This window comes from Halomonas profundus (assembly GCF_020865425.1).
GTDB classification, from domain to species: Bacteria; Pseudomonadota; Gammaproteobacteria; order Pseudomonadales; family Halomonadaceae; genus Vreelandella; species Vreelandella titanicae.
The window spans coordinates 1054028-1069358 of record NZ_CP086344.1 but is presented as its reverse complement, the minus strand read 5'-3'; the positions used below and the strand labels follow the sequence as shown (position 1 = coordinate 1069358).

The window sequence follows — 15331 nt, the reverse complement described above, 5'->3', positions numbered from 1 at the left end:
GTCACTCTTGGTAATGACGTTACCACTGATAACTTACTGAGCCTACAATGCTTCTCGGTTCACCATAGAAGCATCCATAAGTGCAGGACTCGATATAGGTTTTGTCAGTGAGATTGGTGGCATTCAATGCATACACCCAAGATCCGGTTTCATAACTCACTCGCGTATCGACAAGTGTAAACGACGGCACTTCTCCCTCTACCCAAGTCGCCCGGGTTGGGCCTACGTAGCGAACTCCACCTCCTACCTTCAACCCCGGCAGGCCGAAATCGCCAAAGCGATAATCACTCCATAGCGAGAATTGGTTATAGGGTGTATTGGCCGTTCTCCTGCCCACCTGATCTGGCGTAACGGGGCTGCTTTTCGTTGTACGCGCATCAGTGTAGGTGTAGGCTGCTACCAAGTTGGCGTTGGGGCCTAGTGCCGTCTTCGCTTCCAATTCGACACCACGTGAACGTACTTCCCCTATCTGTGTCTGGAAGCTGGTGTCCACCGGATCGGTGACGCTGACGTTTTCCTGTGTCAGCTCATAGGCGGTGGCGGTGAGCATGGTATCCCACCCTTCCGGCTGAAAGCGAACGCCCAGTTCATATTGCTCTCCTCGCGTGGGCTCGAACTGATTGCCGTTACGGTCGGTGCCGCTGGTAGGTTCAAACGACTGGCTATAGCTAATGAAGGGCGCCAAACCGTTATCGGCAAGATAGACACCCCCTACACGTCCAGTGAAAGCATTATCCGTTTCACTACTCCACACTGTGGGGCCAAAGTAGGGAGAGGTCTCAGATTCAGTCCAGTCCTGACGCCCTCCTAACATGAGAACCCACTTGTCGGCGACTTTCATCTGATTTTGAGCATACAAGCCAACCTGCTCGCTGCGTTGCTTGGATGACCATGCAAAAGGCACCGGTTCGCCGAAATCTCCACTGCCGTAAACAGGATCAAAGAGGTTAAGCGGTGGCGCTGTGCGGTTGTAGCGCTCGGTTTCGTGGCGTTGTCGTATGTAGTCTATTCCGATCAAGCTGGTGTTGGTGGTATTTCCAGCCTCCCAGTCGTATTGCAAGGAGGTATCTGAGGTCAAGGCCGATGACGCATCACGGCGATCCTGGGCGCTCCGGGCATAAATCCGCTGATCGCTACTTTGGCCGAGACTTATAGAATCGTAAGTCCGGTCGGATCGGAAAGTGCGGAGGCTATGTCGAAGGTGGAGGTTGTTAGAGAAGTCGTGCTCGAGTAAGTAGCCGATCGAATAGCGCTCGTTATCGTATTCATCATAGCCGGGCTCTCCGGTGAAAAGCTCCAGGGGAATGCCACCATTCGGGTTAGTAAGAATGGTCCCGCTGGAGGGTAGCCCATACACATAGATTGTTTGATCGCGCTGATACTCGCTCAGCAGAGTGAGCGAGGTATCCTCATTTGGCTGCCATTTCAACGCTGGAGCAATATAGGTGCGGTCATCCGGCACATGGTCGATAAAACTATCGCTATCCCGATGCAGCATGGTCAGGCGATATGACCAAACACCATTCTCATCCAGAGCATCGGAGAAATCAGCAGATATTTGGCGACGGTCGAAACTGCCCGCCTCAACATTCACTTCGCGCAGAGGGGAGCTAGTGGGGCGTTTACTGACGGCGTTGATCATGCCTCCGGGGGCAGCTACCCCATAAAGAATAGAGGATGGGCCCTTTAACACCTCCAGTCGTTCAAGGCCATAAAGCTCTTGCTGACCATCATAAAGATTAGCTTGGTATTTGCTGCCGTCACGATAGGATCTATCAACGGTGAACCCGCGCACTCTTAGTGATTCAGTAGTGCGATCAGCACCTTCCTGCCTTGATACACCAGCTGTGTAACTCAATGCCTCATTGAAATTTCGAGCACCATAATTTTGAAACTCTTCGCTACTTACAACTGAGATGGACTGTGGCGTCTCAATGATAGGCGTACCGGTCTTGGTGCCTGTTGCGCTACGAGTGGCGGCAATACCCTCTACTGGCCCTCTGGCCGTCTCACGTATCCAGTCGGCTTGCACCTGCATCGTCGTCAACGCCACATCAGCCGCCCGCTTTTCTAACCGATAACTACCCTCAGCGCTGCGCACTGGTACAAGGCCGGTATCTGCCAACAAGCGCTCCAAACCTTCGTTTATTCCATAGTTACCTTGCAGCCCTGCGGTTTGCTTGCCAGCGGTCAAAGTGGCATCGAAGGCAATCTCGATGCCTGCACTGACCGCGAAACGGTTTAAAGCCGTATCGAGCTGTCCTGCTTCGATGGAATAGCGTTGCTGAGCGGCGGCACTCTGCCCTGCTGCTTGCTGGGCAAGCGCCGTTGCGGGTAGGCCAGCCAAACAGCTGGCGAGTAGACTGTATTGAATGGCGCGGGCCAAAGGCGTCCGGATAAAGCGTGAGTGCGCTTGCTGCGTCGTCATGAAGATCCCCGTTGAGTGATGCATTTTTTATGTCTACATCTTCTCTTCCGAACGAGAACGAGAATCCCTCAATGTTTTCTGACATTTTTCTTCTTAGCTTTCGCCGTCGCTGTGCGGTATGACCGTGACCCAAAATGGCGTTCGGTAGACCACCTTTAATGACAGTGCATCGGCAAGACTAGCCAGGGCGCGATCGGTGTCTTGCAGCGAGAACACGCCGCTCACCCGCCGGTCGGCTACCTCCGGCGCGCAGCGCACCACGCCATGGCGATAGCGGGCTAATATTTCGACCACCTCACTAACTCGCATGCCTTCGGCCACCAGCCGCCCCTGAAAACGGGCCAATCCAGTGGGTTCCAAGGGCGCAGGTGGAGTTACCCCACCGGCGCTCATGGCAGCCTGCTGGCCAGCATCCAGTGTCGTCCGCTCATCACTTCCACGCCGCTCCAGAGCCACCCGTCCTTCATAAACGGCCACTTGGGAGCTGTCAGTATGCTGTTGCACGCTGAAGCGGGTTCCCAGCGGATAGGAAAGCCCTTCCTGGGTCATAACGCTGAATGCTCGGGCATCCGGTGTTTTTGCCGTGGTGATCAGCACTCCGCCACGCAGTAGATGGAGTCGCCTTTGGTGGGCATCGAACCTTATGTCGATGGCGGTATCGGTATCCAGCACCAGATGGGTGCCATCGCTCAGCGTGAGTTCGCGACTCTCGCCAATACCGGTGGCGTAGTCGGCGAACTGACGCTGCCACTGGGGCGTACGCGGTAGCCCAAACCCCAGCCCGCCTAACAGCACGGCCAAGCCGCCCCACTGCAGCAAGCCCCGCCGGGAGACCTGGGAAGACGAAAACAGCTCGCTACGGGCAGCGTGACGCGGCAACGCAGCCAGCCGGCCATCAATCGCCTGCAACTGCTGCCAGGCTCGCTCATGTTCCGGCGATGCTTGTCGCCAGGCCAGGCAAGCCTCGCGCTGGGCCTCGCTGATGTCGTCGCTCCATAGTCGTGCCATCCACAGGCTGGCCTGCTCCAGCACGGCAGGATCAATGGCCTCATGGGAAGCGTCGGCTGACGTGCGGCTCATAGCATTCACTTAAGGTTGAGATTCGCTTATCGCGCGGTGGCAGGCCAGCAGCGCCCGGGCGATATATTTCTCTACCGAAGAGACAGAGACACTCAGCGTCTCGGCGATGTCTTGATAACTCTGGCCGTCCAGGCGACACATAAGAAAAGCTCGGCGAGGCTTGTCGGGAAGCTCATGGAGCAGCGTATCGATCTCTACCAGCGCTTCGATAGTGAGTGCTTGCTCCTCGGGAGAAGGCGCGATTGTCTCTGGAAGCAGACTAAGAGTTTCCAAATAGGCCGTTTCGATTCGCCGACGGCGGTAATGATCGACGACCAGCCCTTTGGCGATCTGGGTCAAAAAACGGCGCGATTGCTCAGGCGCTGGCGTAGTGCCCCGCGCCAGTATGCGCAGGTAGGTATCGTGCGCGAGATCGGCAGCAGTATGGGAACAGCCCAGCGTGGCGCCCAACCAGCGCCGCAGCCAGCTATGATGATTGTGATAGAGGGTGTCGAAAGGAACCTCGCTTCCGCCCTGTTGCTTTATCGATACCATCGCCCGTTGCCATTGATTGCCTGTGCCAAATGCCCCCAAAAAAGGGGCAAAACCAGACACAAACAATAAGTGATAATACTTATCATTACAAACAATATGGCGATGTAAAGCACCTGCAGATAACAGAATGGCGCTAGGGGGTGGTTGGCTCCTCCAGAGCCTCGACGAGGGATTCGGCGAAGCGGAGGGCTGAGGGGAGAGCACCAAAAACCCAAAAATCGCCCGGGATGTAACTGATTTTACCTTCTCGCTGGCTAATCAGCGTTTGCCAGATGTCACTACTTTCTAAGCTTTCACGGATCCACTCTTTGTAAGCTGGACTCTCTATAATAAATAAATGACCTTCTGCTCTAGCTAGCACATCAATAGTAACGACTGAAAGACCTGTAGCACTTGCTGATGGCTCCCACGCGTTGGTTAACCCTAACTGATCAATAATTCCATGTAATATATTGTTTTTCCCGTATACCCAAGCATGGCGATCATCTCTGAATTGAGCAATAAGAATGGGTGTTTCCTTGTTTTTTATTTGATCTCTTAAGATAGCTAACCGTTGGTTTGCTTGTGCAGTCACAATCTCAGCTTCTTCCTTAAGATTAAGCTGCTCTGCAATCTCAAAAGTAAAGTCAACAATTGCCCCCCATGGATCATGCTTAAAAGGGTAAAGTGAAGTGTCAATAGTGGGCGCTATTTTTGATACGTGCTGTAGCAAAATTGAATTTTCACCGAGCAAGAAGTCAGGCTCATAGCTTGAAATTAGTTCCATGTTCGGCATGGATTTTAAACCTACGTCAATGCCATCTTCCTTTTCTATAACTTCGTTTCCAGTCCACCCCTGGTAGTTTCGAAGCTGGGCAATAGCTATCGGTGAAACTCCTAGCATGCTAAGAGTTTCAGCGGCAGCCCAGTCAGATGTAACAATTGACAGTCTTTCATAACTTATCGCGTAGTTTGAGAAAAGAAAAAAAATGGATATTAATAAAATCTTATTTTCCATGGTCTTATTGAAGCCCAGAATATTAACTGAAAATCCCCTAAAGTTAACTTTAGGGGATTCATTCTACCAAGCGTAGGATATCGTTCCTATCACATTTCTTCCAACACCATACTTACACGAGTCACCGAAATATCCACAGTCACTTACGTACTCTTTGTCGGTGACATTATTTGCATTAACTTGTGCATGCCAGCCATCAAAGCTAGCATCGACTTTTGAAAAGTCATAGCTCAATGATGCGTCAAACAGTGTCGTAGAGGGAAGTGAGTTTTCGTTGGCACTATCGTAGTAGCTTGAGCCTATATAGCGTACGCCAGCCCCAAGGCCTAATCCACTTAACATGCCATTTTCGAACTGATAATTAGTCCATAAATTTGCCATATTCTCGGGCGTCCCCGTTGGCCTTTTTCCTAGATCATCTCCGTTGCTTTCGGTGACTTCTTGGTTGAGATAGGTATAGCTGGCAACTAAGTCTACGCCAACTGGTAGACTCGCTCTTGCCTCAAGTTCGAGGCCTCTGGAGCGCCACTCTCCTGTCTGCTGGTTAAAGCCGGGGTTATCTAAATCAGCCGTCGTAACATTCTGGCGCGTGAGGTCAAAAACTGAACCGGTAATAGATAGATTGCCATCACGAGAGAGGTACTTTATACCCGTTTCATATTGCTGAGCTGTTTCTGGCTCAAAAGTGGCACCCCCAGCACCTTGGCCTACCACTGGCAAGAATGATGTAGAGTAACCAATATAGGGCGTGAGGCCGTTATCTGCAGTGTAAGCGAGTCCTGCTCGATATGTGAATTCGTTGTCAGATACTTTATTTTTTGTATCTGCAGTCCGATCACGATTTGTTTGACTGCTCCAATCATGACGACCAGCAAGCGTCAAAGCCCAACGCTCATCAATTTTAATTTGATCTTGCAGATATATACCTGTTTGCTCAAGCTCTTGTGAAGCGTGAGCTGAAATTTCCTGTATGGGGATGCTAGCCCCATAGATAGGATTAAAAACATCTAATGGAGCAAGACCCTGAACGGAGTAATAGGTGAGATCATTGTTTGCTTTTTGCCAATCAACACCTACTAATACTTTATGGTCAACTCCTTGAGTATCTAAATCAAACTGTAGCTGGTTATCAGTTGTGATAGCGTCAATTTTTTCATCGCGTGCTAACCCAAAGCGGGGTATCGTGCGTAGGTCATCCATTATTTGGCCAGCATAGATATTTGTAATATCTGTTTCCGCTTCCCTATAACGTGTGTTTTGTCGAATTGTTACTGTATCGTTAAGCTCATGCTCGAATAAACTGGCTACCGAAAAATAATTTTGTTCAAAGTTGTCAGCACCAGGTTCACCGACATAACGTGAACGTGGAATTTGGCCATTAGGGTTACTGTCTAGTGTACCAACCCTAGGAAGTACGATATAAGAACCAACTGTATCTATTTCTTTATATTCTGCTAGTAATGTAAGAGATGTTTTATCATTTGGTATCCAAGAGAAGCTTGGTGCAAGATAAGTGCGATCGTTTTTTGTATAATCAATTTCTGCATTTGCATCTCTTAGCAAGCCTACAAAGCGATATTTAAGCTCCCCTTGATCATCTAGGTAACCGCTTACATCAGTATTGACTTGATGATGGTCGTTACCTCCTGTGGACACTCGTACTTCGCCTTGAGGTATTTCTGTAGGCTTTTTGCTGATCAGGTTGACAATCCCACCTGGGCCACCTTGCCCATAAAGGACTGATGAAGGCCCCCGCAGGACTTCAATGCGTTCAAACCCATAAGGTTCAGAGACGGTTCGACCCTGATTGTTAAACCCTGTGAGCCTTAAACCATCGCGATAAAAGTATTCTGTTCCGCCAAAACCGCGTATCGAAATAAAGTCACGTCGAGGGTCAAGCCCATTAGAATGACCAATCACCCCCGCTGTATAATTCAACGTATCACCGATTGATTGCGCCCCCCGCGCCTCAACTTCATCGCTGGTAATGACAGATATTGACTGTGGCACTTCGTTAAGGGGAGTGTCAGTTTTTGTGCCTGTTGCAGAGCGAGTCGCCACGTAGCCGTCTACAGGCCCTGTAGCTGTCTCTTGAACCCAGTCGGCTTCCACCCGCATCGTCGTCAACGCCACATCAGCCGCCCGTTCTTCCAACCGATAACTACCATCACTCTGCCGGGCTGCCGTTAAACCCGTTCCATCCAATAGCCGCTCCAGCCCTTCATCGACTCGATACTGGCCTTGCAGGCCGGGGCTTTGGCGCCCTTCCCCCAGCTCGCCAGCTCCGCTGATAAAAACTCCCGCTTCGGCGGCGAAGCGGTTGATGACGCTGCTTACCGGGCCGCTAGCAATATCATAGTGGCGCGCTTGCTGCTGGGTGACTTGAGCTATGGCGGGCTGCGATAGCAGCGGCACGGCTAATAGTCCGGCGGCGGCAAAATGAACCGCCAGCGCCAAGGCGCGGCGGTTAAGCGTCGGTTGGTGCTTGGCAGTAAGCGGTTGAGGTGCAGTGCGCTGTTGGAGCATGTCGGTTCCCCTTGCAGATACGTTTTAAGTGCTTATAAAGGGGAATCGAACCAGCGCGAAAAAGGGGAACCAGAAAAACCAATTTTTGCTCTTTTTATTCCTCGCTGGAGCTTGCTTCGCCTGCCTCTATTTTGATCCACCAGGGCATTACCCGGCGCACCTTCACCGGCAGCGTGGTCTCTACCATGTTCAGGGTGCGCTCTAGGTCATCGAGCGGGAAAGCGCCGAGCAGCGTGAGATCCGCCACCGACGGGTCGACCTCAAGGCGGCCACGGTGATGGCGGCTAAGCGCCGCGGCGAAGGTTTTAAGCGACATGCTCTCGGCCAGTAGAATCCCGTTGGCCCAGGCTTCCCGACGGCCTTCGGCGGGGGTGAGTTCCCCGATGCGGTCAGCGGCGTAGTGGGCCTGCTGCCCGGCAGTGACCACCTGCCGCTGGCTCGCATGCTGAGCATCGCCCAGGGTCTGGATAGACACGGTGCCGTCAAACACCGCTAGCAGTTCGCCTGATGGCTGCTCACCCACGCTAAAACGCGTCCCCAAGGGCGTGAGTCGCGCACTGCGGGTATCCAGGTAAAACGGTCTTTCAGTGTCTTTGCCGGTCTCTATCAGTATCTCGCCGGTCACCAGCGCCAAACGGCGCTGCTCTTGGTCGTAATCGACGTTCAGCGCCGAGGCGCTGCTCAGCCAGACCTGGGTACCATCCTCCAACACGATGTGAGTGATTTCGCCGGTGGCGGTATGATAATCAGCGCCCCACTGCTGTACTAGTCGTGGCAGTGGTGTGCTTTGCCAGAGCGCTGCGGTGAGTAGAGAGACCAGCGCGAGGCTTGCCAGCCCACCCAACAGGTGACGACGCCCCCGCCGCTGCTGGCGCGCCAGGCTAATCACGCTGTCAGCGGTTTGCCGCTCATCCTTGCCTAGATTGTCAGTGAAGCGGCGGCTGACGCCTTCCACTTGATGCCAAGCCCAGCGATGGGTGTCGTTGGCATCCCGCCATGCCTGCCAGCGTTGACGCTCTGTTGCCGACAACTCCCCCGCTTGCCACTCGGCAAACCATTCGGCGGCCTCCGCCAACGCACGACGCCTGGCGGCTTCATCGGAGCTGGCGGCAGAGGCCATTTAGAGACTCGCCTCGAAGCCCGCTTCGATCAACGCGCACTGCAGCATGGCCTGAGCCATATATTTTTTGACCATGCGTTCGGAAACCCCCAGCTCCTCAGCAATCTGCCGATAGGGTTTACCGTGTAGCTGCGAAGCCAAAAAGGCGCTAGCGACTTTCTCGGGTAGCCGCGCCAGCATGCGGTCGATTTCGCACAGTGTTTCGATGACAATTTGCTGGTGTTCGGCAGAGGGCAAATGCGCCTCAGCACTGGCCGCCAGGGCTTGCTGCCAAGCGCGCTCGATATCCTGGCGGCGCCAATGATCCACGCACAACCCTTTGGCCATGCGGCTAAGATAGGCTCTGGCACCCTCGAAACTATCCAGGTGGCGGGGCGTTTTCAGTAACCGCACAAACGCATCCTGTGCCAGATCCGCCGCCGACTCACTGCACCCCAACCGATGGCTGAGCAACTGCTGCAACCAAGGCTGATGGTGGTGATACAGCTCACCGAGGGAGTCTCGACAGCCGGTATGGTAAGCCGCAGGCTCGGCTGATCGGGGTGCCGCCGCCATATAAAAAGTGCCTCACTTCTACGAAAATGATTCTTATTCTTTTTCAATTCACAAACAGTGTCAATGCACAGTGCTCAACGAACCTCTCCACTTTTTGATATGGCACCCTGCAAAATACTACCCCTCAGCAGCGCCATCACCGTCACCGCCGCCATGCCTAGCGCCAGCGCCGTGAACATAGCCGGGTAGCCCAGCCGGTCTAGCAAAATACCGGCTAGCACAGGTACAGCCAAACGCGACAGAGTAAACAGGCTCGCCTGTAGGCCGTAATCCAGCGCCTGATACCCTGACCGGGCGAAGTGCATCATCAGGCCGAACATTACGCCCGATAGCGCTCCCATGGCACAGGCCAACAGTCCCGCTCCCACCAGCCACAGGGCATGCCCCGCAGCCATGTAACCCACTCCCCCCAGGCTCGCCAGGGCTAACGTTGCCAAAGCGGCTAGCAGCGGCAAGGCTCGGCCAAGCCCAATACTCCGTGCCAGGCGTTGCCCCGCCAGACTCGCTAGGGCGCCCGATATGCCACCACCAACCCCCACCCACCAGGCGACTTGCTCCGCTGGCATCCCCAGGTCGAGCAACAGCGGTTTTAGATAGACCCAACCGGCGCCAACGAAGGGAAAGAGTAGCATCAGCAGGGCTACCCAAAGACCTGCGGCTGGCTGACGGACAAAGCCCATTACCCCCTTATGGCTCACAGGTTGAACCGCTTCCGTTACCGAGACATACCGTTGCCTGCCGGTCTCTGGCGGTAACGATATCCAGCGTAATAGGAGTCCTCCCACGGCCAATAGCAACGCCATCAGTACGAAGGGCACTGCTCCCCCTGCACGCTCGTGCACGACCAGCAGTAGGCCGCCACCCACCACCGCGGCTAGAAACAGCGCCGCCGAACGAATTCCCCCGGCGCGTAGTCGCTCTTCGACGGGCAGACAGCGAATCGCCAGCGCGTTCACGGGCACATCAGCCCAAGTCGCCAACCAACTGATCAGCAGCACCCAGGCATAGAAACGCGGCGGCTGCGCTAGTGGGAAGTCGTACGCTAACCCTAGCAACGCCAAGCCCAACAGCAATCCGAGCAGACCAGCCCAGGCGCGATAGCCTCCGCCACCCAGGCGGCAGCGCTCAACGGGAACCGCCATCACCAGTTTGAGCACCGCTGGCAGGCCCGCCAGTTGCAGTAGGCCAATCTGGGTACCGCTCCAGCCCTGCTCGCGCAGTACCAGCGGCATTCCCAACAGCAGATAGATACTGGGCAGCGCCAGAGCAAAGTGGAGCCAGCCGAACGCCAGTTGCCGGGCGGTCAGGCCGCGCATCATTTCGCCCTCCTACGCGCCACCAGAGCCGTGGCAGGCGCCATGGGAAGCGCAATCGGCTGCGCCTCACACACCTCGAAACCCTGCGCCAGCAGTGCCTGACGCAGATCACCGGCCTGAGTCACCCGGCGCCCCTGCCACAGCAGCGGCAGGTAATAGGACAGCATGCGGCGGGCCGCCTCGGGTTCTGCGGGAATTTCAGCGTGCACGCAGATCAACTCACCGCCGGGCTTTAGTGCGGCATGCAATTTGGCTAGGCTGGCCGAAAGCTCGGGCACGAAATGCAGTACCGAAGAGCACCAGATCAGGTCGTACCCGGTGCCGAGGTCATCCCTCGCCAGATCGCCGCCCCGCGTATCAAGACGCGAGGCCAGGCCGGCTTCGGTAATATGTTGCGCCGCCACATCGGCTGCTTCGGGCAGCTCAAAGACCACGCCGTGCATATGTGGAAACGCCTTCGCCAGGGCGACAGCGACCAGCCCTGGGCCACCGCCTAGATCCAGCAGCCGCCAGGCTGATTCAGTCGTCCTCCGTTGTGCCACCAATTCACAGGCGGCAGGCGCCGTTACCGCCGCCTGCTCGCGTGCCAGATGGCCGCGCGCTGCCACGGCCCAGCGCTCACCGTTGGCCAGCGGTGCTGGCCGGTTTTGTCCGCGCAAGCCATTGGCTAGCCCGGCACCGAAATCGCGCAGGGAAGCAAGTCGAAAGCGCCAGGCATCACTACAGTCTAACGCTGAGGAAGACGCCAGATAGCGCCGCGCCACCTCGCTGCTGGTGTAGTGCCACTCACCCGCGGCATCGCGGCTTCGGTCGAGCAGTTGCATGCTCCATAACAGCGTCAGCCAGTGGCGCGTGGCTTCGGGCTGCCATGCATGCATTTGTGCCAGTGCCTCAGGGGTGCAGGGTGACGCTAGCGTCTCAAATAGATCCTCTGCTAAGGCAAGCTGTAGGGCCTCGGCCTGTACAGCGGCCAGCGATAGATCCCAATAGGGCTGCAGCGCATGGGGAAGCGCATCCGCGGGCCGGCTCATAACGATACCCCCACACGCAAGCCAATCTCACGGGGCGGGCTGTACTCCCGTATCGTGCCGTTGAGCAGGCCCACCGCATCGTACTGTCGGTCAGCGGTGTTGTTCACATAGACCCCCAGTTGCCATGGCCCCTGTTGATAGCCGCCAGCCAGATCGAGCAGGGCATGACCAGGACGACTGAAGCGGTTGGCCGCATCCAGGTAGGTCTTACTCATGCCACTCAGGTTGGCCTGGGCATACCAGCCCTGGGGTGAGTCGTAGCGCAGCCCCAACCGACCGCTAATATCGGGCGCAAAGGGGTTGTGGTGGCCGGCGTGGTCACCGCTAAGATCGTTGAACTCGCGAAATCGGGTACGATTGAGCGCCAGGCCCGCCTGGAGCGTCCAATGTCCGCCCAGCAGGTAGTCAATATCCAGCTCTACGCCCTGGGAACGCGCCGCGGCAGCATTGGTGATTTGCACACTACCGGGCTGAATAACTTGCTGGACTTGCATGTCGTCAATGGTCATCCAGTAGCTGGCTAGCCCATAGCGTAACCGTTGCGAAAGCGCTGTTCCCTTGATACCCAGCTCGTAGGAAGCCACTTGCTCAGGTTCGTAGCCGGGATAGTCACTCTGAGCAGAGAAGGCGTTGAAGCCACCGGCGCGAAACCCTTCGGCATAGCGGGCATACAACCAGTCGTCGTCACCCAAGCGGTACTGCAGGGCCAACTGCGAGGTAACATCATCCCAACGCTCGCTGCGCTGCCCGGCTCCCCGGGGCGTCAACGCCACCCGGCTCTGCTCTATGCGCAGGCCTGGTGTTAGGCGCCAACGCTCGCCCAGCGGCAACGTCCACTGCCCGAACAGCGCGAGGTTCTCAGCCTCCAGCGTCGCCTCACTGCGCTGGGTGCCCATCGGGTTGCGTTGCTCGAACTGCAGTTGATGATCATCACGGTCACCGTACAGGCCCAGCACCCAACTGCTCTGCCCCTCATCACCCTGACGCTCCAGACGCAGTTCCTGGGATAAGGTGGTCAAACGCTGGTCGCGCCCGACGGCAAAGCGCTGAGCTGGCGTTAAATCGGTATCCTGGGTGACGCGATCACGGATCTCCCGCCGCGCCGTGATGGATCGCAGGGTCAAATCAGGCGCTAAGGCATGACGCGCATCCAGGGAAATATCCCGCCCGCTTGAGCGGTTACTACCGGGACTGGGGGAGTCAATGCGACGCGTATCGTGACCGTTTGCCCCGACAGGCCCCCAAGGAGCCGCACCGTCGCGGTAGTGTAACTGCCCATAGCGCAGAGTAACGTCCGTATCCGCGGTCGGCGTCCAGAGTAGACGTAGCCGCCCGCTCTTGCGCTGGCGGTCATCTGCCTCACCCGCACGCGCCAGGTTATCCACGAGGCCATCCTGCTGGCGCCACTCCCCGCTGACCCCAAAATAGAGCTGCTCGGGTACGAGTGCCTGAGCGGCATCGAGGCGTAGCGCGTTCAGATCACGGCTGCCCAGCGTAGCCCCCAGTTCGGCATAGGGGCCTGCATCCGGCTGACGGGTATGCAGGCTGACCACGCCTGCCTCGGCGTTGCGGCCATAGAGCGTCGACTGGGGCCCGCGCAGCACCTCAACCCGTTCCACACCCTGCAGGTTGTGATCAAACCCTTGGCCAGCCACGACGGGCACCCCATCCACCAGCATTAGGACTGATGAGGAGAAAGCGGTAGCACCTGAGGTTAGCCCACGCATTACCGGCAGGGCGGTACCCGACTGGCCAAAAGGCTGAAAACTCAACCCAGGCGCATAGCGCGCCAAGTCGCCCATATTGGAAGCACCGGCATCCACCAGCGTCTCGCCGGATATTACCGCTAAGCTCGCCGGTACCTCTTGCTCAGTCTGCGCGACTTTGTTAGCCGTTACCTTCACCACGGGTAGTACTTCCCCTTTAGCGATGCTGCCCACGCTGCATCCCCCCAGCAGAAGCACCACCACTGCATTTCTTTTCAACCCCTTGCTCTGCATCGCCCCCCCCTTAGTGCTGTTTCTGGCTCCCGACTAGCGCGGGAACCTTCAAGGGAGTAGGCTAGCTATAAACGATAGCAATTATCATACTCATTCATATGCAAACCAATTCACTTCTTATGCGTAGCGATGCATCACGCCCCATTGGCGACTCTCTGCAAGGTTCTCAATGCTGCGTGCTGGATGATGGCCTCTCGGTAGTGTTAACCCGCTACCGTACTAAACAAGCGCTCGTCGAAGAGAGCCGCACACCCCATTCGGGCGCAGGCGTGATTGTGACCTTTGGTCTACAAGGCCACTCTGATTACCGAGAGCGCTGGGGGCCGCGCATCGATTTCGGTCACGGTCACACCACGGTAACCACCTTTAACCACAGCCAGGGGGAGCGCCATATACCGGAAGGGGAAACAGTGCTTCAGTTACGCCTTGTCGCCAGTACTGGCTGGCTAACGCGCTACCTGGGCGAGCGATATCAAGCAGCACTCCCTGCCTCTGGGGGTATTCGACCGCTGGCTTTTCAGCCTACGTCGCCGGTCAGCCGGGCACATCTGCAGGCGCTCCAGGTATGCCTCCAAACAGGCAGCGCTCGGCTCCAGCAACACATTCACGCCTTGAGCTTATTGGGGGAACAACTTGAGATGCTGCTGCCGGAACCCTGCCCTACACAGACTATCGCCAGCGCAGACGCCGAGCGCATCGTTCAGACCCGTGAGATCCTTCTCAACGAACTGGATCGCCCCTTGCCCCTGGCCTATCTAGGAGCACGAGTGGGGCTAGGAGAGCAGAAGCTTAAGCAGGGATTTCGTCGCATGTTTGGCACGACGCCTCAGCACTTTCTTCATCAACAGCGCATGCGCCACGCCCATACGCTGCTGGAGAGCGGTCAACAGGTCGCTCAGGCCGCCTACGCCACGGGCTATCGGCACCCAAGTAACTTTAGCTTAGCCTTCACACGCTTCTTCGGTTATGCCCCTAAAGCCATCAAACAGCGCAAAAGTTGATAACAAGTATTGCGAGTACTGATGCAGCTGTCCGAGCGAGTTCCGGCGGAATTGCACACTGTCGCGCGACACACTACAATAAATAAAAGCCAGTTAGGCATAAGCCGGTACGATGGATGATTAAAAGCATCAAGCATAAGGGACTAAAACTGCTTTTTGAAAAAGGCAGCACCAAGGGCGTTCGTGCCGATCATGTCGACCGTCTCCGTGATCGTCTGACCGTACTGGACGCAGCCACAAGTCTCGACGATATAGCGGCTGGCAACTGGGGCCTTCACCCTCTAACTGGAAAACTGGACGGCCAGTATGCCATCAAGGTGTCGGGTAACTGGCGACTGTTCTTCGAGTTCCGAGACGGTAATGTTTACCTGCTGGACTATTTACCTTCTGAACCATGACGATTATCACTGATGGGAGAAGAAACAATGGCGATGTATAACCCCTCACATCCGGGTCGCATTATCCGGCAACGTCTGATTGAGGATGAAGACGGCCACAAGATTGGCAGCGTGGCATCGGTCGCTGAACAACTCGGCTGCCACCGTAACACCCTGAACCGGGTAATTAACGGCAGCGCCTCCGTCACACCTGAAATGGCATTGGCTCTAGAAAAATTGCATGCCGGAAGCGCCGAATTCTGGCTATCCATGCAAACCAATTATGACCTATTTCAGCTTCGCCATAACCAGGGCGCAGCTTAGCTAAGCGATATCACTCACTATAACTAATTATTCTAAGCGACT

General features: G+C 55.9%; 13 protein-coding genes. 3 read left to right on the top strand and 10 right to left on the bottom strand.

Annotation, left to right across the window (positions count from 1 at the left end; genetic code table 11):
* Positions 1 to 19 precede the first annotated feature (19 nt).
* From LMS44_RS04870 to LMS44_RS04825, 10 genes are all read right to left on the bottom strand, one after another.
* On the bottom strand, positions 20 to 2428 hold the full coding sequence (locus tag LMS44_RS04870; protein ID WP_498946983.1) for a TonB-dependent siderophore receptor: 2409 nt from the start codon (positions 2426 to 2428) through the stop codon (positions 20 to 22).
* Between the two features lie 93 nt (positions 2429 to 2521).
* A complete protein-coding gene (locus tag LMS44_RS04865; RefSeq protein ID WP_498946981.1) occupies positions 2522 to 3508 on the bottom strand; it encodes a FecR family protein in 987 nt (328 codons plus the stop codon).
* A gap of 9 nt (positions 3509 to 3517) precedes the next feature.
* Complete coding sequence (locus LMS44_RS04860; RefSeq protein ID WP_498946979.1) at positions 3518 to 4042, bottom strand: sigma-70 family RNA polymerase sigma factor; 525 nt, start codon at positions 4040 to 4042, stop codon at positions 3518 to 3520.
* 133 nt (positions 4043 to 4175) lie between these two features.
* Entirely contained in the window at positions 4176 to 5039 is an 864-nt protein-coding gene (locus tag LMS44_RS04855; RefSeq protein WP_278371108.1) for an ABC transporter substrate-binding protein, read from the bottom strand.
* A gap of 63 nt (positions 5040 to 5102) precedes the next feature.
* Entirely contained in the window at positions 5103 to 7565 is a 2463-nt protein-coding gene (locus LMS44_RS04850; protein WP_278371109.1) for a TonB-dependent siderophore receptor, read from the bottom strand.
* Between the two features lie 94 nt (positions 7566 to 7659).
* Positions 7660 to 8685 (bottom strand): FecR domain-containing protein, encoded by a 1026-nt coding sequence (locus tag LMS44_RS04845; RefSeq protein WP_278371110.1) that lies wholly within the window; start codon positions 8683 to 8685, stop codon positions 7660 to 7662.
* The gene (locus LMS44_RS04840; RefSeq protein ID WP_190373824.1) at positions 8686 to 9240 is read right to left on the bottom strand and encodes a sigma-70 family RNA polymerase sigma factor; all 555 of its coding nucleotides are present in this window, start codon (positions 9238 to 9240) and stop codon (positions 8686 to 8688) included.
* A gap of 74 nt (positions 9241 to 9314) precedes the next feature.
* Positions 9315 to 10559 carry an MFS transporter gene (locus LMS44_RS04835; RefSeq protein ID WP_278371111.1) on the bottom strand — a complete coding sequence of 415 codons (1245 nt, stop codon included), beginning with the start codon at positions 10557 to 10559 and terminating at the stop codon, positions 9315 to 9317.
* Positions 10556 to 11587, bottom strand: a complete 1032-nt coding sequence (locus LMS44_RS04830; RefSeq protein ID WP_278371112.1) for a methyltransferase — start codon at positions 11585 to 11587, stop codon at positions 10556 to 10558. Before LMS44_RS04830 ends, LMS44_RS04835 begins: the two co-directional genes overlap by 4 nt.
* Positions 11584 to 13587: a TonB-dependent receptor gene (locus LMS44_RS04825; RefSeq protein WP_278371113.1), complete on the bottom strand. Its 2004-nt coding sequence runs from the start codon at positions 13585 to 13587 to the stop codon at positions 11584 to 11586. The genes LMS44_RS04830 and LMS44_RS04825 overlap by 4 nt, the downstream gene beginning before the upstream one ends.
* Before the next feature lie 119 nt (positions 13588 to 13706).
* Here LMS44_RS04825 and LMS44_RS04820 point away from each other — a divergent pair, with 119 nt between their 5' ends.
* The 3 genes from LMS44_RS04820 (at position 13707) to LMS44_RS04810 (ending at position 15289) form a co-directional block, all read left to right on the top strand.
* Positions 13707 to 14588 carry an AraC family transcriptional regulator gene (locus LMS44_RS04820; RefSeq protein ID WP_278371114.1) on the top strand — a complete coding sequence of 294 codons (882 nt, stop codon included), beginning with the start codon at positions 13707 to 13709 and terminating at the stop codon, positions 14586 to 14588.
* A 116-nt stretch (positions 14589 to 14704) separates the two neighbouring features.
* The gene (locus LMS44_RS04815) at positions 14705 to 14986 is read left to right on the top strand and encodes a type II toxin-antitoxin system RelE/ParE family toxin (protein ID WP_041157732.1); all 282 of its coding nucleotides are present in this window, start codon (positions 14705 to 14707) and stop codon (positions 14984 to 14986) included.
* A 27-nt stretch (positions 14987 to 15013) separates the two neighbouring features.
* Positions 15014 to 15289 carry a HigA family addiction module antitoxin gene (locus tag LMS44_RS04810; protein WP_039860845.1) on the top strand — a complete coding sequence of 92 codons (276 nt, stop codon included), beginning with the start codon at positions 15014 to 15016 and terminating at the stop codon, positions 15287 to 15289.
* The last annotated feature ends 42 nt before the right edge of the window (positions 15290 to 15331 follow it).